This is a genomic window from Bradyrhizobium sp. HKCCYLS3070, from assembly GCF_051167575.1.
Taxonomy (GTDB): Bacteria; Pseudomonadota; Alphaproteobacteria; order Rhizobiales; family Xanthobacteraceae; genus Bradyrhizobium.
Genome location: NZ_JBNPTI010000008.1, coordinates 239684 through 262710 on the forward strand (window position 1 = coordinate 239684; position 23027 = coordinate 262710).

Here is a 23027-nt window from a genome sequence, read left to right on the forward strand (position 1 = left end):
CTTCGCTCAGCTCGAGATGGAGGGGGCAGACGATCGGGGACGCGCTGTCGGGATTGGCGCCGGCTGCCTCAGTCTGTCGGCTTCCCCGCCCGCCCTCAAAAATGAGTTGCGTACCTCAAAAACCGCGCTATGGTCCTCAACCCAAAGGGGAGGAGCATGAACGCGCCGCTGACATTGCGGGATATTGCGCGGCAGGCGGGCGTGAGCCTCGCCACTGTGGATCGCGTGCTGCACAACCGGCCGGGCGTGCGCCCGGATACGGTGCGACGCGTCAAGGACGCGATGGAGCGCAGCGCGTTCCAGCCGCATGCGGCGGCCTCCGAACTCGCCCGTGCCCGCGCGCGGCGCTTTGCCTTCGTGATGCCGTCCGGCGCCAATCCCTTCATGCAGCAGATTCAGGCGCATCTCGGCGATCTGACGAGCTGGATGGCCGCGCGCCGGCTCACGGTCGATGTGGTCACGACGGACGTGTTCGATGCGGCCGTGCTGGCCGCGAAGCTCGAGCAGCTCGTCGGTCAGGTCGACGGCGTCGCGGTGGTGGCGCTCGATCATCCGAGCGTGCGCGCGGCGATCAACGATCTCGTCGAGTCCGGCGCCAAGGTGGTGACGCTGGTGTCGGACGTGCCGTCGTCGCGACGGCATCACTATGTCGGCATCGACAACATCGCCGCCGGCCGCACCGCGGGCGCGCTGGTCGGACGCTTCGCCGGCGGCAAGGCGGGGCGGGTCGCGATCATGGCCGGCTCGCAAAGCCTGCGCGATCATGCCGAGCGCATCTTCGGCTTCGGCCAGGTCCTCGCGGCGGAGTTTCGGCAACTTGAGGTTTTGCCGGTCGCTGAGGGGCATGACGTGGACGATCGCTCAGAGCACCTCATGCGCAAGCTGCTGACCGAGCATCGTGACATCGTCGGGCTCTACAATGTCGGCGCTGGCACGGCCGGCGTCGCCAAGGCGCTGACCGAGTCGGGGCGCGCCGACGACATCGTGTTCGTCGGCCACGACGTGACGGCACTGACGCGCAAGCTGCTGTTGAACGGCGTGATGGACGCGGCGATTTCGCAGAACCCGGGACACGAGGCGCGCTCCGCGGTGCGCGTGCTCCTGGCGCTGGCGCGCGGCGAGCCGATCCTGAGCGAACAGGAGACGATCCGCATCGACATCGTGATGCGGGACAATCTGCCGTGAGCGGATGGCCGCGATGACGCGGTCGGCCCGAACACGGAATGAGAAACGACCGAGGCGCTGGTTTCGAGGCGACGCAGATCGCCGAGGCGCCTGGCGGTCCGTGTGGGAGGAGTGGAGTCGTGTTTCTCGGACTGGATGTCGGCACATCCGGCGTGAAGGCCGTGCTGGAGGACGAGACGGGCGCGCTGATCGCGAGCGCCGCGCGGCCGCTGGCGCTGTCGCATCCGCAGCCGCTGTGGTCCGAGCAGAATCCGGATCACTGGGTCGAGGCCGTCATCGGCGCGGTCGATGATCTCGCGCGGGAGCGTCCGCGCGAGACCGCTGCCGTCAGCGGCATCGGCCTGTCCGGCCAGATGCACGGCGCGACCTTGCTGAACCGCGCCGGTCGGCCGCTGCGGCCGGCGATCCTGTGGAATGACGGCCGCTCGCAGGCCGAATGCGCCGAGCTCGAACGCCGCTGTCCCGAACTGCATGCCATCGCCGGCAACCTCGCGATGCCCGGCTTCACCGCGCCGAAGCTCGTCTGGGTGGCGAAGCACGAGCCGAAGATCTTTGCCGAGGTCGCGAAGGTGCTGCTGCCGAAGGCCTATGTGCGCTATCGGCTGTCCGGCGAGATGGTCGAGGACATGTCGGATGCGGCCGGCACCCTGTGGCTCGATGTCGGCGCGCGGCGCTGGTCGGAGAAACTGCTGGCGGCGACCGGGCTCGGTCTCGATCACATGCCGCGCCTCGTCGAGGGCAATGAGCGCAGTGCCGCGTTGTCGCCCGAGCTGGCGCGGCGCTGGGGCATGGGCGCTGACGTCGTGATCGCGGGCGGCGCCGGCGACAACGCGGCGAGCGCAATCGGGCTCGGCGCCATCACGCCCGGCGATGCCTTCCTGTCGCTCGGCACATCAGGCGTGCTGTTCCGGGTGACCGACCGCTTCGCGCCAGCGCCGGAAGCGGCCGTGCATGCGTTCTGCCATGCGCTCGGCGGTCTCTGGCATCAGATGGGCGTGATGCTGTCGGCCGCGGCCTCGCTGGCGTGGCTGGCGCGCCTTCTCGAGACGCCGGAAGCCGCACTGCTGGCGCCGCTCGGTATCAGCGTCGAACGTCCGAGCCCGGTGCAGTTCCTGCCTTATCTCGACGGCGAGCGCACGCCGCACAACGATGCCCATGCCGCCGGCGCCTTGGTCGGCCTGCGCAGCGCCGCCGGCCGCGGTGATCTCGTGCAGGCGGTGCTGGAGGGCGTGGCGTTTGCCTCACGCGACATGTTCGCCGCGCTCGCGCGCAGCGCGCAGCCGATCACAGAGCTCGATCTCGTCGGCGGCGGCTCGCGCTCTTTGTTGTGGGCGCAGATCATGGCCGACGTGCTTGGCGTCACCGTGCACCGGGTCGAGGAGGGCGAGGTCGGCGCCGCCATCGGCGCCGCGCGGCTCGGCCGTCTTGCCGCGACCGGCGCAGCACCGGCCGATGTCTGCCGCAAGCCGCAGCGGCTGCAGAGTTTCGAACCCCGCGCGCCGCAGCGCGCGGCATATGACGCCGCCTACGCGCAATGGCGCAAGCTCTTTCCTGCTCTCAAGGAGTAACGTCGTGAACGTCCAGGCCCCCTTCTTCCAGACCGGCGCGACCGTCAGCTATGGCGGGCCCGAGTCACGCAGCCCGCTGTCGTTCCGCTGGTACGACAAGGATCGCGTCATCCGCGGCAAGCGGATGGAGGATCATCTGCGCTTCGCGGTCTGCTACTGGCATTCGTTCTGCTGGCCGGGCAGCGATCCGTTCGGCGGCGAGACCTTCCTGCGGCCGTGGCAGCATGGCGACGACGCGATGGCGATGGCGCGGGCCAAGGCCGACGTGGCGTTCGAATTGTTCCGGCTGCTCGACGTGCCGTTCTTCACCTTCCACGACGTCGACGCCGCGCCGGAAGGCGCGACGCTGAAGGAGTCGGTCGCCAATCTCAACGCCATCGCCGACCTGTTCGAGCAGAAGATGGCGTCTGCCAAGGTGCGGCTGCTGTGGGGCACCGCCAACCTGTTCTCACATCGCCGCTACATGGCGGGCGCCGCGACCAATCCGGATCCGGACGTGTTCACCTACGCGGCGGGACAGGTGCGTGCCGCACTCGAGGTGACGCATCGTCTCGGCGGCGCCAACTACGTGCTGTGGGGCGGCCGCGAGGGCTACGAGACCTTGCTCAACACCGACATGAAGCGCGAGCTCGATCAGCTCGGCCGCTTCGTCGCGCTGGTCGTCGAGCACAAGCACAAGATCGGCTTCAAGGGCCCGCTGCTGATCGAGCCGAAGCCGAAGGAGCCGACCAAGCACCAGTATGATTTCGACGTCGCCACCTGCTACGGCTTCCTGCGGCGCTATGACCTTTTGAACGACGTCAAGCTCAATATCGAGCAGAACCACGCCATCCTCGCCGGCCATTCGTTCCAGCACGAGATCGCGCTGGCGCAGGCGCTCGGCGTGTTCGGCTCCCTCGACATCAACCGCGGCGACGATCTGCTCGGCTGGGACACCGACCAGTTCGCGATGAACGTGCCGGAGCTGGCGCTGGTGTTCCACGACATGCTCAAGGGCGGCGGCTTCACCACGGGCGGGCTGAATTTCGACGCCAAGATCCGCCGGCAGTCGATCGATCCGGATGACCTGCTGCACGCCCATGTCGGCTCGATGGATGCCTGCGCGCGGGCGCTGATCGCCGCCGACGAGATGCTGACCGACAGTGCGCTGACCGCGCCGCTGGCGCGGCGCTACGCCGGCTGGGACGGCGACGAGGGGCAGGCGATCCTCGCCGGCCGCCGCTCGCTCGCCGAGCTCGCCGACCGCGCCGTCAACACCGGCCTCGATCCGCAGCCGCGGTCCGGCCGGCAGGAATATCTCGAAAGCGTGGTGAACCGCTATGTCTGACGACAGCAGCCTGCGCACGATGACGAATGACGCTGAGCGCGCCGTGATGAGCACCGCCGCGCAGCCGGTCCTTGAGCTGAAGGGCATCGGCAAGCAGTTCGGCGCGATCCGCGCGCTGCAGGGCGTGGATCTTTCGATCGGCTCCGGCGAGGTCGTCGGCCTGATGGGCGATAACGGCGCCGGCAAGTCCACGCTGGTGCGGATCATCGCCGGCAATTTTCCGCCGAGCCAGGGCACGATCCATTTCGGCGGCCGCGAGGTGCATTTCCATCGCCCGATGGATTCGCGCAGCGTCGGCATCGAGGTCGTGTACCAGGACCTGGCGCTCGCCAACAACCTCACGGCAGCGGCCAACGTGTTTCTCGGCCGCGAGCTGAAGCGCAATTTCGGCCCGCTGGCGCTGCTCGACCACAAGGGCATGGAGGCGCGCGCGCTGGAGCTGTTTCGCGAGCTGCGCTCCGAGACGCGGCCGCACGATCTCGTCAAGGACATGTCGGGCGGCCAGCGCCAGGCGGTGGCGATCGCGCGGACGCGGCTGTCCAACGCCAGACTGGTGATGATGGACGAGCCGACCGCGGCGATCTCGGTGCGCCAGGTCGAGCAGGTGCTGAGCCTGATCCATCGCCTGAAGGAACAGGGTATCGCCGTCATCCTGATCTCGCACCGCATGCCTGACATCTTCGCGGTGTGCGATCGCGTCGTGGTGATGCGCCGCGGCGAGAAGAAGGCCGACAAGCCGGTCGGCGAGACCAGCCCCGAGGAAGTGACCGCGCTGATCACTGGCGCCAAGGAGGCGGCGTGATGTCCGTTCCATCCGAGACCAGCTCCGCCGGCACCGACGTCACCTTCACCAATGTGGGCGTCATCAGATGGTGGCACCGCGGCGTGTTCGCCTCGCAGACGGCCTACGTCACGCTGGCGCTCATCGCCCTCATCATCGTGATGAGCTTCGCCAGTCCCTATTTTCTGACCGAAGGCAATCTGCAGAACGTCGCCAAGAACTTCTCCTTCATCGCCATCGCGACGCTCGGCATCACCTTCGTCATCATTACCGGCGGCATCGACCTGTCGGTCGGCTCGATGATGTGTTTCGCGGCGATGATCACCTCGATGGTGATGACGACGCTATCGACGCCGGGGATGCCGCTGTCGTCGCTATTCGTGCATCTCGCCGCGGACGGCAAGACCGTGGTCGCGAACGTGCCCGGCCTGATCCTGATCGTCTCGGTGCTGGCAGGCCTGGCGGTTTCGCTGGTGGTCGGCCTGATCAACGGCGTCTGCATCGCCTTGCTCGGGCTGTCGCCGTTTGTGACCACGCTCGGCATGCTGTCGATCGTGCGCGGCCTCAGCTACGTGATCTCGAACGGCAAGGGCAGCTTCCCCGGCGGCCCCGACGCCGATTATTTCTATGCGCTGACGCAGGGCGATGTGTACGGCGTGCCTGCGCCCTTCATCTATCTCATCGTGCTGGCGCTGGTGATGGCGCTGGTGCTGCACCACACCGCGTTCGGCCGCCACGTGTTCGCGATCGGCGGCAACGAGAAAGCCGCGGAGCTCACCGGCGTCTCCGTGCCCCGGGTGAAGATCGAGGTCTATGTGATCGGCGCGCTTGCCGCCGGCCTGCAGGGCATCATCATCTCGGGCTGGCTCGGATCGGCGCCCGCGAACATGGCGACGTCCTACGAGCTCAACGTGATCGCCGCGGCCGTGATCGGCGGCGCCAACCTCGCCGGTGGTCTCGGCGGTCCGCTCGGCGCCATCGTCGGCTGCGTCCTGCTTGAGGTGATCCGTAACGGGCTGGTGCTGGCGCAGGTCAACTCCTACTGGCAGCAGACCCTGGTCGGCGTGATCATCATCGCCGCCGTGCTTGTGGATCGTATCCGCGCGCGCCTGCTGTGACGAATACTGGCCGGGGTGACAATCGCGTCTATCCTCACCCGGAACAGACAATGATCAGGGATAGACATGGAGGAGGGAAACCCATGAAGAAGCTGCTCTATGCGGTCGCATCGCTCGCGATTTTGATGGCCCCGGCGCAGGCCGAGACCAAATACCGCTTCGCCATCGTGCCGAAGGCGATGAACAATCCGTTCTTCGACGTCGCGCGCGACGGCTGTCTGAAGCGCGCCAAGGAGCTCGGCAATGTCGAGTGCATCTACAAGGGCCCGGTCGAGCACGAGCCGGCCACGCAGGCGCAGATCATCCAGGACTTCATCACCCAGAAGGTCGACGGCCTCGCCATCTCGGTCGCCGACGTTCCATCGATGACGAAATCGATCGAGGCGGCGACGGCGGCCGGCATTCCCGTCATCACCTTCGACGCCGATGCGCCGGGCTCGAAGCGCATTGCCTATATCGGTACCAACAACAAGGACTTCGGCCTCGCGCTCGGCAAGCAGCTCCGCGAGCTCCGGCCTGAGGGCGGCAAGTACGCCGTCGTCTCCGGCGGTCCCGGCGCCAAGAACCTTGCCGAGCGCGTCGACGGCGTGCGCGAGGCGCTGAAGGGCTCGAAGTGGACGGAAGTGGCGGGCTCGCCGACCTTCTGCAACGACGATCCCGCGCTCGCCGTGCAGCAGATGGCCGATCTGCGCACCGCGACGCCGGATCTCGGCGCCATCGTGCCGATCGGCGGCTGGCCGATGTTCGCGCCCGAGGGCTACAAGGCCTTCGTCAACAAGAACCGCAAGGACATCGACGCTGGCAAGCTGACGCTGGTCGTTGCCGATACGCTGAAGATGCAGCTCGAGCTGCTGCGCGACGGCTATTCCAACGCGCTGACCGGCCAGCGTCCGTTCGAGATGGGCGAGAAGGCGATGGACACGCTGCTCGCGATCAAGAAGGGCGAGAAGGTGCCGGAGGTGATCTACACCGGCCTCGACCTCGTCACCAAGGACAACGTCGCCAAGCTTTTGAACTGAGTTCCTCCCGGGGAAAACCTGGCGGTCCGGCAACCGGCTTCGGCCGGCGGCTGGGCCGCCCTTTTTTGCTTGGAGATGCTTTTGGTACCCACGGACTGGACATGACGGTTGTGATCAATCGAAACGCTGCGGCGTACTGGATGCCCTGCTTGCGCAGGCAATGACGACAGAGGCTGGAGCGGCCGCCTGCACTCGACTACGGGCACAATTGACAGACGGAAATGTCTGACTTAAGTCAGGCATTATGCTCGACCCCATCTCCCGCGTCCGCCGCTTCAACCGCGCCGTCACCTCGGAGGTCGGCGCGCTCGACACCTCGTTCCTCGGGCGCGGTCGGCCGCTCGGGGCGGCCCGCGTGCTCAATGCAATCGGTCATGGCCGCAGCGACGTGGCCGAGCTGCGCGACTATCTCGCACTCGATTCCGGGCTGATGAGCCGGCTGCTGCGCAGCCTGGAGGAGGAGGGGCTGGTGATGACCAGGCCGCATCCCGACGACGCGCGCCGCCGCATCGCCAGGCTCACAGCCGCCGGGCGGCGCGAATTCGAGGCCTATGAGACGCTCTCCAACGCTCAGGCCGAATCGATGCTGGCGCGTCACGGGCAGCCCGAAGCGCTCTTGGCGGCGATGGACCTGGTCGCGGCCGCGCTGGGACGCAGCCGCATCGCCATCGACGAGGTTGATCCGCGCGGCGAGCAGTCGCGCTACTGCCTCGGCGAGTACTACGCCGAGCTGTCGCGGCGCTTCGAACGCGGCTTCGATGTGTCGCTGTCGCGCGATCCCGATGCCTTGGACATGATGGCGCCGCGCGGGGCTTTCTTCGTGGCGTTGTCCGACGGCCTGCCGCTCGGCTGTGTCGGGCTGAAGGGCAGCGGCGGCGATGTCGCCGAGATCAAGCGGCTCTGGGTCGCGCCCGCCGCGCGCGGCCTCGGCCTCGGCCGCCGCCTGATGGATGCGGCCGAAGAGGCTGCCCGCACGCTCTCGATCAGCATTCTTCGCCTCGACACCAACAGCGCGCTCGCCGAGGCCGTCCAGCTCTATCGCCGCGCCGGCTGGACGGAGATCGACCGCTTCAACGACGATCCCTATCCGGACCTGTTCTTCGAGAAGCAGCTCTAAGATTGATCTCGCGCGGCGCCTGCGCCCCGCCGTTCTCCAGTCCAGCCACGGACCAGATCGCCCTGGTCGGCGTTAAGCGATGAGCAACTGGTAGGGTGGTGGAATGCGGGCCTTCGGGGGAGCTTGCGACGGAAGGGCGCGCCTTGAGTCCGATTCGTTGCCCGATCCTGCCCCAATTGCGGCGAGGGGGGCCCGATGACATGAGGACGCGCCTTCGCCTCACTTCACCCCAAGACATGATCGAGCGTATAGATCGTCCTGCGCCGATCGCGCCGGCGGAACAGCAATAACGAATTGGGATAGGGCATGGTGACACGATCCACGGCGGCTCAGAACCTTGCAGCGATGCGGCGTCGGGGAGCGGTCCTGATGACTGTCGCGGCCGCCACCGTGCTGGCTCTGCAAGGTTCCGAGGCCCGCGCGCGACAGGCACGTCCGGCGCCGGTGATCGAGGCGACGGCGCCGCGTGCGCATGGCGATCCGATCATGGCGATCGTGTCGATCAAGACCCAGAAGGTGACGTTCTACGACGCCGATGGCTGGATATGGCGCGCACCGGTGTCGACCGGCGTCTCCGGCCGCGAGACGCCGGCCGGCGTGTTCGCCATCATCGAGAAGGACAAGGACCACCACTCGACTCTTTACGACGATGCCTGGATGCCGAACATGCAGCGCATCACCTGGAACGGGGTGGCGCTGCATGGCGGGCCGCTGCCCGGCTATGCCGCCTCGCATGGCTGCGTCCGCATGCCCTACGGCTTTGCCGAGAAGCTGTTCGACCGGACCTGGATCGGCATGCGGGTGATCATCGCGCCGGGTGACCCGGCGCCCGTCGAGTTCTCCCATCCCGCCCTGTTCGCGCCGAATGCGCAGGCGCTCGCCGCGGTGCCCTCGCGGGCCGCGACGCTCGGCCGCGAGGCCGAGGACGCCGCCAGGAGCGCCGACGAGGCCAAGGCGGCGGCTGCCGCGGCCGATCGCGAGGCCAAGGCTCTGAAGGCGTCCTTGCGCAAGCTGGAGCAGGCCAAGGCGCGCGCCGAGGCCGAGCTCAAATTCACCGACAGGAAGCTGGCCGCCGCCAAGACCGATCAGGCCAGGACGCTGGCCGAGGATGCGAAGCAGAAGGCCGCCGCCAAGGCGACCGACGCGGCAGCGCAGCTCGAGGCCGCGAAGTCGGACGCGACCGCGAAGCTCGCTGCGGCGACCTCGACCAAGGATGCCGCCAAGGCGGCGGCGGCCAGGAAGGCCGATGCGAGCAAGGCTGCGACGGACGCCAGGCTCGCGACCGAGCCGGTCTCGGTCTATATCAGCCGTTCGACGCAGATGCTCTATGTCAGGCGCAACACGCACAAGCCGGCCCCCGATGGCGGCGGCGAGGTGTTCGACACCTCGATCGAAGCGCCGGTGACCATCCGCGATCCCGACCGGCCGATCGGAACGCATGTGTTCACCGCGGTGGCGCAGAACGGCGCGGAGCTGCGCTGGACGGCGGTGACCATCGACGACGGCGACACCGCCAAGGACGCGCTCGACCGCATCACCATTCCGAAGGACGTGCTCGACCGGATCGCGCCGACGGCCGTGCCGCGCTCCTCGATCATCGTCTCGGACGAGCCGCTGTCGAGCGAGACCAATTACCGGACCGAGTTCGTCGCGGTGCTGAGCAACCAGCCGCAGGGCGGCTTCATCACGCGCCGGCCGACGACCAATGTCGACGTCGTCGCCAGCGGGGACGAATATGACGACGGCTTCGGCAGCTTCTTCCAGCGCAGCTGGGATGGCCAGCCCGTCGCGGCGCCGCGCCGCCGCGGTCCGCCTCCGACCTACTACCGGCCGATGCAGCCGGGCTGGTGGTGACCAGCCGGGCTGATGCCTGACCGCGATTCGCGGGTCAGGCCGGATGACGCTTCAAATCAGTTGCGACCTGCGGGGATGACGCCGGGCCACTGCATCAAGAAAGGCTGCGGCTCGTGCTGCGCCTCGGTCGCGCGCGCCACGCGCCTGACACGGTGAGGCCTGCGGGAGATCGAGCTGGTCGCCTCGCGAGCGGTCTCGATGCGCGTCAACTGCTGACGCATCTCGCCGGTGGAGGTCCGGAGCTGCTCGATGGTCATGTCGCTGTTCGCGGCCGCGGTGCGCAGCCCGCTCAGCTCGGTTGCCGCATCTTCCTGGGCGCCGCGGAGGCGGATCGTCTGGCGCTTCAGCAGCGCGAGATCGGATTCGATCTTGTCGGCCGTATCGCGGCGGCGCGCCTCGGTCTCGTCGGCGGCGGTGCGCAAGACGGCCAGGCCCGTTTCGGCCGTGGTGAGGCTGGCGCGCAATTGCAGAAGCTCGCCGGAGGTGTCGCTTTGGCGGTCGCGCAGCTGGGCGGTCTCGGCCTTGAGCTGCGCCAGCTCCGAGGTCAGCGTGGCGACGCGGCTCTCGAGCGAAGGCGCTCCGGTGCCGAAGGAGAAGCTGTTGGCGCCGCCGCTGCTCCACCACATCGCACCGGCGCTGGCTACGAGCGCCAGGCTCAGGACAATTCGTAGAGAGGCCGTGCCGCTGCTCGGCGGGGCGTCCGGCGTCTTGGTGGATCTGCGCATCGACGGGTCTCCGGGATTTGATGGAGACAATTATGATCATATTAAGGTTGCCAATGTTCTAAGCGCGCGGCTCCGGCGGAACATTTCATCCACGTAGTTTTGCGGGAATGGGCTCTCGCAGCCTCGAGTTGTGAGCATGACCGGCGGCGCTCAGGAGTGCCGATGCAGGGACGGCGATGATCCGGCCCGGATCGCTGGCATGCAAATCGGATCCGTCGGAAAAGGCTTCGTGCGTCCTCGGGATCGTGATCTAAATCGCGCATGTCCGACATTCCGCCCCCCGCCGCACCGCCGGCATTCGACGTGCTCGCCGAGGCCATCGGGCAGCGCCGCTCGGTCTATGGCCATATCAGCGGGCTCAGGATGGATCGCTTCGCGCCCGGCGAAGCCTGGTCGACCCTGCCTTATCGTCCCGTGTTCGTCGGTGACAGCGAAACCGGGGTGATCCATGGCGGCGTCGTCACCGCGATGCTCGACGAGAGCTGCGGCATGGCGGTGCAGCTTGCGCTCGACGGCAGCCGGGCGATCGCCACGCTCGATCTGCGCATCGACTATCAGAAGCCGGCGACCCCCGGTCTCGACATCAAGGCCCATGCGGTCTGCTTCCGCGTCACGCGCTCGATCGCGTTCGTGCGCGCCACCGCCTATCAGGAGGAGGAGACCGCACCGGTCGCCACCGCGACCGCCTGCTTCATGATTGGCGCCAACCGCACCAACATGCTGACCGACCGGGCGGCCTTCGACGGCGCGCCACCGCCGCTCGACGCCCCGGACGATCCGGCGGGGCCGTTTCCCACCAGTCCGTTCGCGCGCTGCCTCGGCATCCGCTTCGCCGAGAACGACACGCTGGTGATGCCCTTCTCGCGTCGTATCATCGGCAATCCCGTGCTGCCTGCGATCCATGGCGGCATGACCGGTGCGTTTCTCGAGACCGCAGCGATCGTCACCGTGATGCGCGAGCTCGGCGCCACGGCGCCGCCGAAGCCGGTCGGCCTCACCATCAACTATCTGAGGTCGGGCCGCGCGCTCGACACCGTCGCATCGGCGTCGATCGTCAAGCAGGGACGCCGCGTCGTCGCCTTCGAGGCCCGCGCCTGGCAGGACGATGCGACGAAGCCGATCGCCACCGCCTTCGGCCATTTCATGCTACGACCGGCGCCAGGGCAGGAGCAGGATTGAGGGAGACCGGGTCGCGAGACACGATCAGGCCTTGCGCAGGATCTTGTCCATTGCCTTTCCCCGCGCCAGCTCATCGACCAGCTTGTCCAAGTAGCGGATCTCCCGCATCGTCGGTTCCTCGAGATCCTCCACGCGGACGCCGCAGATCATGCCCTTGATCAGGGTCCGCGCCGGATTCATCGCTGGCGCCTGTGCGAAGAAGGTCTCGAAGTCCGTCTGACGCTCCAACCGGATCTCAAGCTCGCTTTGGCCATAGCCCGTCAGCCAGCAGATCACCTGATCGACCTCTGCCTTGGTGCGTCCCTTCTTCTCGGCCTTCGCGACGTACAATCGGTACACGCTCGCGAAGCTCGTCGTGTAGATGCGGTGTTTTGCCATGCTGACTCCATCGGATCGTAGGCGAGGCATGTCGGGTCTGCGAGGGGCGACGGCACGGCACGAGCGCGTGCTTCATGTCCGCGTTTCGGATCGTCGGACAGCACGTTCGTTCGCACATGTCGGAAACGGACGCTAGCCCGGCAGGAACATCGGAAACGACACCCCGAGCGACCACGCCAGGATCATGCCGAGACCGAGGCCTTCGGCCATCGGCGAGCAGGTCCTGCGACCGACACAGCCGCCGATCAGTCCGAACACGATGAAGAACAGCACGATCACGGGGATGATGATGAGCAGGAAGAACAGCCGCTTGAGGTCGAGCGCGACTGCCCCGCCCAACGAGGCCAGGAAGGCGGTGCGGATCCACACGGTGCGCCATAGCGCGGCGTGGCCGCCCCTGTTGGCGATGCAGTCCGCCAGCATGTAGGGCACCGCGCCCATTGCGATCGCTGCGATGATCGGCAGGCGCGCCGCGATCGGCATGAACGAGGCGACGTAGCGGTCGAGCGCGCCACCGAAGCCGCAGATGCCGTAGGCGGCCAGCGCCAGCGCCGCGAGCCAGGCCACGCGGCCGAAGTGAACGCCCTGCGCGCGTAGCAGCGTGAGCGACAGCGTGCCGTACACGAAGAGATGTACGGCGAGGTAGTCGGCGATCAGAACGGGCAGGAAGCGGGTCTCGACGAACCTCAGGACGATCGGTGTCGTCACCGCCGGCACCAGCGTGGCGATCGCAAGACTGTGCAGCGGAATTGTCGGCGGCGGCGCATCACCCTTCGGCAGCAGTTCGGCCAAGGGCCACGCCAGCAGCACGATGCCGGCGAGCAGCAGCGCGACCGCACCGCCAGTCGAAGCGACCGGGCCGCTGCTGGCGCGGCCGAACGCCCGATCGAGCCAGTCGCGCGCCTCGCGCAGTGCGGTCGTCGAATACAGCACGCTGACGTGTTCGACTCCGGGCGCGACGACGGCGCGGCGTCCGCCATTTGCGGCGGGATCGCCCACGGTGTCGCCCTCGCGCGCGGCGGGATCGGCGAGCCGGAGGTTGCGCAGCGCATCCCGGCGCAGGGCCGCCTCCCATTCGCCTGTGATGATCAGCAGATTGCGCGGCGCGCTCGCCGTGACGGCCTCGGAAAACATCGAGATCGCCACCGTCGCCCTGACACGCGGATCGGCCCGCGCCTGGCGGACGATGATGTCGGAAGCCATCGAGTGTCCGAGCAGGGCCACCCGGTCGTCATTCTCCGGCAGGGACAGCGCGGCGTCGGCGACGCGACCGATCTCGCTCATCAGCTCCTTCGTCGTGCCGTCGATGCGCGTGACGTTGCCCGACATCGGCGTCGGATTGCGGCCATGCCCCTCGAAGTCGAACGAGACCGCGACATAGCCCGCGCGCGCCAATGTCAGCGCATAGGCCTCCATGAACTGGCGTGAGCCCGCAAAGCCGTGGGCAATGACGACCACGGGCGCCGCAGCCGCGTCGTCGCGCCGATAGACGGTGATGGGGGTGGTGCCTGCCTGCAGCGGGGTGATCGTGATGCCCGCGCGCTCGGCTTCGAGGCGCCAGATCCCGGCGACGCAGAGCGCGAGGCCGGCAAGCGCTGCGGCCAGCAGGGCTGCCCCGCGCAAACCGATGGCGTCTCGTCTGCGCGGCGCAGCGTCCATGATCGGCTCCGTTTGCAGCCGAAACTAGCGCAGGAATTGGTGCGGTAACAGCGACGGCGCAGGCGAGCGGCACCGGCGCAATCGAACGAAACGCACGCCGCTTCGTTGACAACGCCGCCGGAGCGATATTCGGTGACCCCCGTTCAGCGGCGACAAGGAGGATGCATGAAACCGGAAGTCATCTGCCTGATGGCGTCGAGCGTCGACGGCCGGACCCTGCCGAGCCGCTGGCGTCCGAAGGGATCGGGCGATCTGTTCGAGCAGGTGCATGACAAGCTCGGCGGCGACGCCTGGCTGATCGGCCGCGTCACCGGCCAGGAATTCGCCAAGGGCTCGGCCTATCCGGCCGAGACGACGGAGCGATTCCCGCGCACCCATTGGATCGCGCGCCGCGATGCCAAGGCCTACGGCATCGTGCTCGATCCCCATGGCAAGATCTGCTGGGGTCGCTCCGACATCGGCGGCGATCCGATCGTCGTCGTGCTGACCGAGGCCGTGTCGGATGCGCATCTTTCGGGACTGCGCGGCGAGGGCGTGTCGTACATCTTCGCCGGCCAGGCGAAGCTCGATCTTTCGCGCGTGCTCGAGATCGTCGCGCAGGAGCTCGGCGTGAAACGCCTGCTGCTCGAAGGCGGTGGCGGTGCCAACGGCGCGTTCCTTCGCGCGGGCCTGGTCGACGAGTTCAACCTCGTTCTGTGTCCGGCGGTGGATGGCGCCAAGGGGGCGCCCAGCGTGTTCGATTCGACGGAAGCCGAGTCCGGCGAGCGTGCCCCGATCACGGCAATGACGCTCGAAAGCAGCACGGCGCTGGAGGGCGGCGCGCTGTGGCTGCGCTACAAGATCACCAACGGCTCGGCCTTGCCGGCCCAGGCAAGTCATGGCTGAGCGGCGAATGCACATCATCATCGTCGGGGCCGGTGCCGCGGGCCTGATGGCGGCGCGCGAACTGGCCCGCGCAGGCCAGCAGGTGACGCTGCTGGAGGCGCGCAACCGCTGCGGCGGGAGAATCCATCCGCTGCCTGCAAGCAGGTTCGGATATCGCGCGGATGCCGGTGCGGAATTCATCCATGGCGAGGCGCCCGTCACCCACGCGCTGATGGCCGAGGCGGGGCTCACCTCGACGCCGGTCGATGGCGCGCGCTGGTACGTGACGGATGGCGCGTTCTCGCGCGAGGATCCCGCTGATCGGCAGATGCGCCAGTTGCACCGCGTGGCGCGTCAGCTCGACGAGGATATGACCGTGACGGCGCTGCTCGATCGGCATTTCGCCGGCGCGGAGTTTGCCGCCCTGCGCAAGTCGGTCTTGGGGATGGTGCAGGGCTATGACGCGGCCGATCCCGGTCGTGCCAGCGTGTTCGCGCTGCGCGACGAATGGATGGGCGGCGACCGCGGCGCTCAGGCGCGCATCGTCGGCGGCTACGCGGCGCTGCTCTATCATCTCCTGGCGGAGTGCCGGGTGCATGGCGTGGCGATGCTGCTCGAGGCGGTGGTCCGCGCGGTGGAGAGCTCCGATGATGGTGTCGTCGTGCGCTTGGCTGACGGCCGTGCGCAGCGCGGCGATCTCGTCATCCTGACCGTGCCGCTGCCGCTGCTGCGAACCATCGCGCTGCCGCCGGCCATGCGCCCGCAATTGGCCGCAGCCGAAACCATCGGCTTCGGCAACGTCATCAAGCTGCTGCTTCGCTTCGAGCGTCGCTGGTGGCGAGAGGCCCGGACCGAGGACCTTTCCGACATGCTGTTCGTGCTGTCCGATGCCGACGTGCCGGTGTGGTGGACGCAGCATCCGAACGATGACGCGGTGCTGACCGGCTGGCTCGCCGGGCCGCCGGCCGGCGCCTTCGCCGCGTGCGACGAGGCCGCGCTGATCGAAAACGGGCTTTCGGCGCTCGCAAACATCTTCTCACAGCCCGTGTGCTTGCTGAAGCAGCAGCTCGTCGCGTCGCATGTCACGGATTGGGCGAAGGATCCGTTCGCGCGCGGGGCCTATTCCTATGCGACGCTGACATCCCACGAGGCGCAGGATACGCTTTCGCGTCGGGATGGCGGACGGGTGCTGATCTCCGGCGAAGCGCTGTATCGCGGACGCGACATGGGAACGGTCGAGGCGGCGCTGGCGAGTGGGCAACAAACGGCGCGGCGCATCTTCTCGATGTGATCGAGCCGTGTTCGACACGTTGCGCCGGTGCGCCCACGGCGCTAGCATTCGCCGGTCACCATGGAGAGGATCACCATGCTCGACCACGTCGGCTTCCCTGTCTCCGACTTCGCCCGCGCCAAGGCGTTCTATGCGGCCGCCCTGGCGCCGCTCGGCTATGTCCTGATGATGGAGATCACCGACGCGCAGACCGGCGGCCATGGTGATCATGCCGGCTTCGGCGACGGCCGTCCGGATTTCTGGATCGGCACCGGCGGGACGGCCGCGACCTCGACGCATGTCGCGTTCCACGCCAAGGATCGCGCCACGGTCGATGCGTTCTATCAAGCGGCGATCGCCGCAGGCGGAATGGACAACGGCGCGCCTGGACTGCGGCCGCATTATCACGAGAACTATTACGGCGCGTTCGTGCGCGACGCCGACGGCAACAACATCGAGGCGGTGTGCCACGCGCCGGCGTGAGGGCCGCTCACCCCTCGGGATGAGTCAGGCCATCACCGGCATGTGCTCGGCGGCCGCGGCCAAGCTCGGCGCGACCACGATCTCGAGCTGCTGGCGCAGCCAGCGGTGCATCGGATCTTCGTGGTGTCGCAAGTGCCAGACCATGTACATCGGCATCGCCGGGCAGGGGACGGGCACCGGCGCCACCGCCAGGCCGCGCAGCATGTAGGCGCGCAGCAGGCTCGGCAGGGTCGCGATCATGCGGCTGCCGCGCAGGAACGGGCCGATGCCGCCGAAGCCCGGCACCTGCGCCGCGAACCGCCTGACTAGGCCGCGCTCGGCGAGGACCTCGTCGATGTCGAGGCGGCGCCGCGGCTCGTACAGTACCGTGACGTGGTCGCTGGCGAGATAGTCCTCCAGGCTCTGCGGCGGCTCGCGCTGGCTCGCATCGTAGAACACGCGATAGCTGTCCTCGAACAGCCGCTTCTGCAGGATGTCGCTGCCCTCGGGCGGGCGCGGCGTGATGATGAGCTGACAGTGCTCTTCGCGCAGCATCTCCGGCGTCGGTGCGCCGGAAGGGATCACGCGCAGGCTGAGGCCCGGCGCCTGCGCGCGGGCGTAACGGAGCAGGGACGGCAGCAGCAGGTCGCGCTGCAGATCATTGGCCGCGATCGTCACCTGCGCGGAGATTTTCGCCGGCTCGAACGCAGCGGTGTGCGAGAAGCTCCGGAGATCGTCGAGCAGCGCGCGGGCGCGCAGCGCCAGGAGCTGCGCATGCGCGGTCGGCACGATGCCGCGGCCGGACTTCACGAACAGCGGATCTCCGGTGATCGTGCGCAGCTTGTCGAGCAGATGGCTGACGGCCGACTGCGTGACTCCGAGCCGCTGCGCCGCGCGGGTGACCGAGCCTTCCTCGATGACGGCGAGCAGGAGCTGCAGCAGGTGGCCGTCGAGGTCCAAATGATCGAATTGGCTCATGGATCGGATCGGTCGCGCGGCCTTTATTGACGTTGTCTGTCGGCGATACTGGCGGGCACGAACGGCGCCGCGTTTGATCCAGATCAAGCGCGGCCGTCCGAAACACGCCCAGGGGAGGCTCAGATGTCCACCACGTCAGCCCGGCAGCCCGTGCCCGGCACCACCATCTTCGACGGCGAGCAGGCCCGCAAAGGCTACGCCCTCAACAAGATGTGCTACTCGTTCAACGATGCCGCCAACCGCAAGGCGTTCGTCGCCGACGAGGACGGCTATTGCGCCAAATACGGCCTCAATGCACAGCAGCGCGCGGCGATCAGGAACCGCAACGTGCTGGAGCTGATCGAGGCCGGCGGCAACGCCTACTACCTCGCCAAGTTCGCCGGCATCTTCGGGCTCGACATGCAGGACATCGGCGCGCAGCAGACCGGGCTGACGAAAGAGCAGTTCAAGGCCAAGCTTCTGGCGGCGAGGGGGTAATCGTCATGGCAAAGATCGTCGGTTGCATCACCACCTCGCACGTTCCGGCCATTGGCGGCGCGATCGCCAAGGGCCTGCAGCAGGATCCGTATTGGAAACCGTTCTTCGACGGCTTCCCGCATGTCCGCGAGTGGCTCGCCAAGGTCAAACCGGATGTGGTCGTGCTCGTCTATAACGACCATGGCCTCAACTTCTTCCTCGACAAGATGCCGACCTTCGCGGTCGGCGCGGCCGACAGCTACAGCAATGCCGACGAGGGCTGGGGCATTCCGCAGACCGCGCCGTTCAAGGGTGACAGCGAATTGTCCTGGCATTTGATCGAGCATCTGGTGAAGGAGGATTTCGACCTCACCACCTGCCAGGAGATGGTGGTCGATCACGCCTTCACGCTGCCGATGGCGCTGTGCTGGCCCGATCAGAAATGGCCGGTGCGGGTGGTGCCCGTGGTCGTCAACACGGTGCAGGCGCCGCTGCCGTCGGCCGCGCGCTGCTACAAGCTCGGCCAGGCGCTGGCGCGGGCGATTCAATCCTGGCCGAAGGACGAGCGCGTCGTCGTGATGGGGACCGGCGGCCTGTCGCATCAGCTCGACGGCGAGCGCGCCGGCTTCATCAACAAGGATTTCGACGAGAAGTTCATGGCCAGCATGGTCGACGATCCCGCCTGGGCGACGAAGTATTCGACCACCGAGCTGGTCGAGCTGTCGGGCACCCAGGGCGTCGAATTGCTGAACTGGATGGTGGCGCGCGGCACGCTGCCGGAGAAGGTCCGCAAGGAGCACGCCAACTATCATATCCCGATCTCCAACACGGCGACGGGACTGATGGTGCTGGAGCCGGTGTAGGGCCCCTGCGAGAGTCTTTTTCGGAAGGCGACGACTGAGAGTCGTCTGCCAACGACGATCACGCGGTATGGGTCTCGGCTCAAGGCCGGGACGACACGGGTGGGCTTGGATAGGCCGCGCCCCACCACTGCTGTCGTCCCGGCGAACGCCGGACCCATACCGCGGATGCTATCGAGGGATGTGGCTGTCAGTGGCTCCCTTCGACCGACTTCCGTGCGGTTGCCCTTACCCCGACCCTCTCGCCGTGAAGAACGGTTGAGAGGGAACGCAGCGTCTGGGCGGCGCGAACACGGATATCAATTCCGGCTGCCACGGCTCCGCTCCTGGCTGATGTTGATGTCAGCTCGCGGTGCCCTCGTCGCCCTGGATATCGGCGATGGCGCGGGTGAGGATGTCGCTGACACGCTTCGCTTCCGCGTCGCTCCAGCCCTGCCGGTGCATCTTGAGCGCCATCTTTAGCGTCTGCACGCTCTGCAGCACCGGCTCCGGCGGGCGCATGCCGCCCATGGTGCGGGCCATGATGCGCAGCCGGCTCAGCAGGCCATCGATGGCGGCTTCATCCTCTTTCAGTGCCTGACGGCCGGCGTCGGTGATCGCGAACAGCTTCTTGCCGCCCTCGGCCGATGCCGCTTCGATCTGGCCCATGTCCTCGAGCAGATTGAGGATCGGATAGACCGAGCCCGGGCTCGGCGAGTACGCCCCGCCGACCAACTGTTCGACCGCCTTGATCAGCTCATAGCCATGGCGCGGCTTCTCACCGATCAGCCACAGCAGCAGGCTGCGCAGATCGCCGGGACCGAAGAAGCGGCCGCCGCCGCCACGCCCGAACTCCTCGCGACCGCCGCGGCGGCCACGCTCGAACAGGCCGGCCGCCCGCGGGCCGAACCCGCCGCCGCGCCCGCCCATGCGCATCTCCTCGCAGGCTTCGTCGAAGCCACGCCGTCCATGACGTCCGCGATGTCCCCAGCCGCGCTCTTGGTTGTCGTCGTCTCTGCGGGAGGGGCCAAACGTCCAATGATGATGTCTCATACGATATGATCTCCGTTTCGTACGAACGATATATCGTTTATAGGTTTCGTTTGTCAACCGTGACCGATGCAGGTTTCCGAATCTGCAAATAACGCGTTGATTTCACGCGATTTATGGGATTGCCTCGGTCACGCGACCCGCGACCTCGTGCGCCGTGCCGCGATGCGCAATCAGCGCATAGGCGACGGGGACCACGAACAGCGTGAACAGGGTGCCGATCGCGAGTCCGGTCGCGATCACGAGCCCCATGTTGAAGCGGGACACCGCGCCGGCGCCGCTCGCGGTGATCAGCGGGATCACGCCGAGCACCATCGCCGCCGTGGTCATCAGGATCGGCCGCAGGCGGACGGTGGCCGCCGCGATGATCGCCTCGGTGCGGTCCTTGCCCTGTTCGCGCAGCTCGTTCGCGACCTCGACCATCAGGATGCCGTGCTTGCTGACGAGGCCCATCAGGGTGACCAAGCCGACCTGGGTGTAGATGTTGATGCTGGCGCCGCCGACGCCGAGGCTGATGAAGATCAGCGCGCCCGCCAGCGACATCGGCACCGACACGAGGATGATGATCGGATCGACGAAGCTGTTGAACAAGGCGGCGAGCGCCAGGAAGATGATGATCAGCGCGAACACGAAGGTGGTGACGAAGCCGCCGGATTCCTGCTCGAGCTGTCGCGACGCGCCGCCATAGTCGATCGAGTAACCCGATGGCAGCGACTTCGCGATCTCCTTCAAGGTGGCGAGCGCGTCGCCCATCGCGATGCCCGGCATCGCCACGCCGGAGATGGTCGCCGCGTTGATCTGCTGGAAGTGATTGAGCGACTCAGGGATTGTCTTGTGCTCGAGCCGGGCCACGGTCGACAGCGGCACCATGGCATTGCCGCTGGTGCGGATCGAATAGTCGAGCAACTGACTGTCGGTGAGGCGGTCGTTCTGCCGGACCTGGGGGATCACCTTGTAGGAGCGGCCCTCCAGGCTGAAATAGTCGAGATAATTGCCGCCCAGCATGGTCGCGAGCGCGCCGCCGAGATCGCTCATCTTGAGGCCGAGATCGGCGGCCTTGTCGCGATCGAACACCACGGTGGTCTGCGGCTTGTCGATCTTCAGATCGCTGTCGAGGAAGATGAATCGGCCGCTCGCCAGCGCCTTGGCCATGAAATCGCGCGACACGTCGTTGAGCTCGCCGAACGCGCCGGTGGTGCCGATCACGAACTGGACCGGCAGGCCGTTGCTGCCCGGCAGCGGCGAGGGCTGGAACGCCACCGAGCGGGCGCCGGCGATGCCGTTCAGGAGCTGCTGGAATTCCGGCTGCAGGGTCTTGGTCGTCGCATTGCGCTGATCCCAGGGCTTGAGCACCCAGCCGCCGATCACCTGCGTCGAGGTGTCGATCTGGAACACGGTGCGCGTCTCCGGCCGCTGGGCAATCAGGCCGTACAGCTGCTGGCCGTAGAACTGGCGCTGCTCGAGCGTGGCCGAGGGCGCCGAATTCGTCAGCGACAGCACGATGCCCTGGTCCTCGTCCGGCGCGAGCTCGCTGGTGGAGCTGACATAGAGCCAGGGGATCATCGCCAGCAGCAGCAGCGCGAACACCACGACCACCGGCTTGGTCGCGAACACGCTTTCGAGCCCGCGGCGATAGCCCTGTGCGAGCCGTTCGAGCACGTGGTCGATCGCACGCACCAGCCGCGCCTCGACCGTGGTGGCGTCGCGCTCGGTCCGGCGCAGCAGCCAGGCGCAGTTCATCGGCGAAAGCGTCAGCGCGATCACCGCCGAGACGGTGACGGCGCCGGCGAGCGTGAAGGCGAATTCGGTGAACAGGGCGCCGGTGAGGCCGCCCTGGAAGCCGACGGGCACGTAGACCGCGATCAGCACCACGGTCATCGCGATGATCGGGCTCGCCAGCGCGCGCGCCGACTGGATGGCAGCCTCGACCGGCGGCACACCCTCGTCGATCAGGCGGTGCACGCTCTCGACGACGATGATGGCGTCGTCGACGACCAGGCCGATCGCGAGCACCAGCGCCAGCAAGGTCAGCAGGTTGATGGAGAAGCCCATCAGCAGCATCAGGCCGAAGGTGCCGATCAGCGACAGCGGAATGGCGATCACCGGGATCAGCACCGAGCGCCACGATCCCAGGAACATGAAGACGACGACAATTACGATCCCGATCGCCTCCACCAGCGTATGGATCACCTCGTCGATGGACGAGTTCACGAAATCGGTGGAGTCGTACAGGATCTCGCTGGTGATGCCGTTCGGCAGCTGTCGCTGCAGCTCCGGATAAACGACCTTCACGCCGTTGATGACGTCGAGCAGGTTCGCCGTTGGCGCCACCTGGATGCCGATGTAGACCGCGGTCTTGCCGTTGAAGCGCGTCGCGCTGTCGTAGTCGTCATTGCCGAGCGTGACATTGGCGACATCGCGCAGGCGGATGATGGCGCCATTGACCTGCTTGACGACGAGATTGCGGTATTGCTCCAGCGAATGCAGGTTGGTCGCGGCGGCGAGATCGACCTGCACGAGGCGGCCCTTGGTGGTACCGAGCCCGGAGATGTAGTCGTTGCCCGACAGTGCCGTCGACACGTCGGTTGCCGTCAGGCCATAGGCCGCAAGCTTGTCGGGGTCGAGCCAGGCGCGCAGCGCGAATTTCTTGGCGCCGAGCAGTTCGGCGGTCTGCACCCCGGAGACCGCCTGCAGCTTCGGCTGTACCACGCGGGTGAGGTAGTCGGTGATCTGGTTCGGCGCCAGCACGTCGCTGGCGAAGCCGATATACATCGAGTCGATGGTCTGCCCGACCTTCAAGGTCAGGGTCGGCTGCTGCGTGCCTGTCGGCAGCTGGTTCAGCACCGAGTTCACCTTGGCGTTGATCTCGGTCATCGCCTTGCCGGAATCGTAGTTGAGCCGCAGGTTCACGGTGATGGTGCTGCTGCCGGTGACGCTGGTCGACGTCATGTAGTCGATGCCGTTGGCCTGGGCGATCGCATTTTCCAGCGGCGTGGTGATGAAGCCGGCGATGATGTCGCTATCGGCGCCGGCATAGGCCGTGCTCACCGTGACGATCGCGTTCTGCGTGCGCGGATATTGCAGGATGGCGAGCGTCGTCATCGAACGCAGGCCGAGCACGAGAATAAGGGCGCTGACCACGAGCGCCAGCACCGGCCGGCGGATGAAGATGTCTGTGAAACGCATAGTGATGACTCT

General features: G+C 67.2%; 20 protein-coding genes. 14 read left to right on the forward strand and 6 right to left on the reverse strand.

Going from position 1 to position 23027, the window contains the following annotated elements; genetic code table 11:
* Positions 1-156: 156 nt before the first annotated feature.
* The 8 genes from ACQR03_RS24000 to ACQR03_RS24035 all read left to right on the forward strand — a co-directional run bounded on the left by ACQR03_RS24000 (position 157) and on the right by ACQR03_RS24035 (position 9969).
* Positions 157-1185: a LacI family DNA-binding transcriptional regulator gene (locus ACQR03_RS24000; protein WP_315826457.1), complete on the forward strand. Its 1029-nt coding sequence runs from the start codon at positions 157-159 to the stop codon at positions 1183-1185.
* Positions 1186-1304: 119 nt separating this feature from the next.
* Positions 1305-2753, forward strand: a complete 1449-nt coding sequence (gene xylB / locus ACQR03_RS24005) for a xylulokinase (protein WP_434841955.1) — start codon at positions 1305-1307, stop codon at positions 2751-2753.
* Between the two features lie 4 nt (positions 2754-2757).
* The gene (xylA, locus tag ACQR03_RS24010; protein ID WP_434841956.1) at positions 2758-4080 is read left to right on the forward strand and encodes a xylose isomerase; all 1323 of its coding nucleotides are present in this window, start codon (positions 2758-2760) and stop codon (positions 4078-4080) included.
* A 46-nt stretch (positions 4081-4126) separates the two neighbouring features.
* The gene (locus tag ACQR03_RS24015; protein WP_315715808.1) at positions 4127-4882 is read left to right on the forward strand and encodes an ATP-binding cassette domain-containing protein; all 756 of its coding nucleotides are present in this window, start codon (positions 4127-4129) and stop codon (positions 4880-4882) included.
* Positions 4882-5979, forward strand: a complete 1098-nt coding sequence (locus ACQR03_RS24020) for an ABC transporter permease (protein ID WP_315751980.1) — start codon at positions 4882-4884, stop codon at positions 5977-5979. The genes ACQR03_RS24015 and ACQR03_RS24020 overlap by 1 nt, the downstream gene beginning before the upstream one ends.
* 83 nt (positions 5980-6062) lie before the next feature.
* Positions 6063-6998: a sugar-binding protein gene (locus tag ACQR03_RS24025; protein WP_315715648.1), complete on the forward strand. Its 936-nt coding sequence runs from the start codon at positions 6063-6065 to the stop codon at positions 6996-6998.
* Between the two features lie 244 nt (positions 6999-7242).
* Entirely contained in the window at positions 7243-8115 is an 873-nt protein-coding gene (locus tag ACQR03_RS24030; protein WP_315715649.1) for a bifunctional helix-turn-helix transcriptional regulator/GNAT family N-acetyltransferase, read from the forward strand.
* Positions 8116-8421: 306 nt separating this feature from the next.
* Positions 8422-9969 carry a L,D-transpeptidase gene (locus ACQR03_RS24035; protein WP_434841957.1) on the forward strand — a complete coding sequence of 516 codons (1548 nt, stop codon included), beginning with the start codon at positions 8422-8424 and terminating at the stop codon, positions 9967-9969.
* A gap of 56 nt (positions 9970-10025) precedes the next feature.
* Here the strand turns inward: ACQR03_RS24035 and ACQR03_RS24040 are convergent, their stop codons facing one another.
* Complete coding sequence (locus ACQR03_RS24040) at positions 10026-10694, reverse strand: hypothetical protein (RefSeq protein WP_315715652.1); 669 nt, start codon at positions 10692-10694, stop codon at positions 10026-10028.
* A gap of 261 nt (positions 10695-10955) precedes the next feature.
* Between ACQR03_RS24040 and ACQR03_RS24045 the strand changes: the two genes are divergently transcribed.
* Positions 10956-11873, forward strand: coding sequence for a PaaI family thioesterase (locus tag ACQR03_RS24045; RefSeq protein WP_434841958.1), 918 nt, complete (start codon positions 10956-10958; stop codon positions 11871-11873).
* 24 nt (positions 11874-11897) lie between these two features.
* On the opposite strand, the gene ACQR03_RS24050 is transcribed toward ACQR03_RS24045, so the two are convergent.
* Both ACQR03_RS24050 and ACQR03_RS24055 read right to left on the reverse strand, forming a co-directional pair.
* On the reverse strand, positions 11898-12251 hold the full coding sequence (locus ACQR03_RS24050) for a DUF2200 domain-containing protein (protein ID WP_434841959.1): 354 nt from the start codon (positions 12249-12251) through the stop codon (positions 11898-11900).
* Positions 12252-12383: 132 nt separating this feature from the next.
* Positions 12384-13910 carry an alpha/beta fold hydrolase gene (locus ACQR03_RS24055; RefSeq protein ID WP_434841960.1) on the reverse strand — a complete coding sequence of 509 codons (1527 nt, stop codon included), beginning with the start codon at positions 13908-13910 and terminating at the stop codon, positions 12384-12386.
* A gap of 165 nt (positions 13911-14075) precedes the next feature.
* Here ACQR03_RS24055 and ACQR03_RS24060 point away from each other — a divergent pair, with 165 nt between their 5' ends.
* The 3 genes from ACQR03_RS24060 (at position 14076) to ACQR03_RS24070 (ending at position 16527) form a co-directional block, all read left to right on the forward strand.
* Positions 14076-14795 carry a RibD family protein gene (locus ACQR03_RS24060; protein WP_316194533.1) on the forward strand — a complete coding sequence of 240 codons (720 nt, stop codon included), beginning with the start codon at positions 14076-14078 and terminating at the stop codon, positions 14793-14795.
* Positions 14788-16065 carry a flavin monoamine oxidase family protein gene (locus tag ACQR03_RS24065; protein ID WP_316202532.1) on the forward strand — a complete coding sequence of 426 codons (1278 nt, stop codon included), beginning with the start codon at positions 14788-14790 and terminating at the stop codon, positions 16063-16065. Before ACQR03_RS24060 ends, ACQR03_RS24065 begins: the two co-directional genes overlap by 8 nt.
* 75 nt (positions 16066-16140) lie before the next feature.
* Entirely contained in the window at positions 16141-16527 is a 387-nt protein-coding gene (locus ACQR03_RS24070; protein ID WP_315715658.1) for a VOC family protein, read from the forward strand.
* 24 nt (positions 16528-16551) lie between these two features.
* On the opposite strand, the gene ACQR03_RS24075 is transcribed toward ACQR03_RS24070, so the two are convergent.
* A complete protein-coding gene (locus tag ACQR03_RS24075) occupies positions 16552-17484 on the reverse strand; it encodes a LysR family transcriptional regulator (protein ID WP_315715659.1) in 933 nt (310 codons plus the stop codon).
* Between the two features lie 123 nt (positions 17485-17607).
* Here ACQR03_RS24075 and ACQR03_RS24080 point away from each other — a divergent pair, with 123 nt between their 5' ends.
* Together ACQR03_RS24080 and ACQR03_RS24085 are read left to right on the forward strand one after the other, a co-directional pair.
* Complete coding sequence (locus ACQR03_RS24080) at positions 17608-17961, forward strand: protocatechuate 4,5-dioxygenase subunit alpha (protein ID WP_315751972.1); 354 nt, start codon at positions 17608-17610, stop codon at positions 17959-17961.
* Between the two features lie 5 nt (positions 17962-17966).
* A complete protein-coding gene (locus ACQR03_RS24085) occupies positions 17967-18803 on the forward strand; it encodes a class III extradiol dioxygenase family protein (RefSeq protein WP_315751971.1) in 837 nt (278 codons plus the stop codon).
* Between the two features lie 339 nt (positions 18804-19142).
* Here ACQR03_RS24085 and ACQR03_RS24090 read toward each other — a convergent pair whose 3' ends face one another.
* Together ACQR03_RS24090 and ACQR03_RS24095 are read right to left on the reverse strand one after the other, a co-directional pair.
* Positions 19143-19832 carry a PadR family transcriptional regulator gene (locus ACQR03_RS24090; RefSeq protein WP_315715662.1) on the reverse strand — a complete coding sequence of 230 codons (690 nt, stop codon included), beginning with the start codon at positions 19830-19832 and terminating at the stop codon, positions 19143-19145.
* Between the two features lie 111 nt (positions 19833-19943).
* The gene (locus ACQR03_RS24095; RefSeq protein WP_434841961.1) at positions 19944-23015 is read right to left on the reverse strand and encodes an efflux RND transporter permease subunit; all 3072 of its coding nucleotides are present in this window, start codon (positions 23013-23015) and stop codon (positions 19944-19946) included.
* Between the last annotated feature and the right edge of the window lie 12 nt (positions 23016-23027).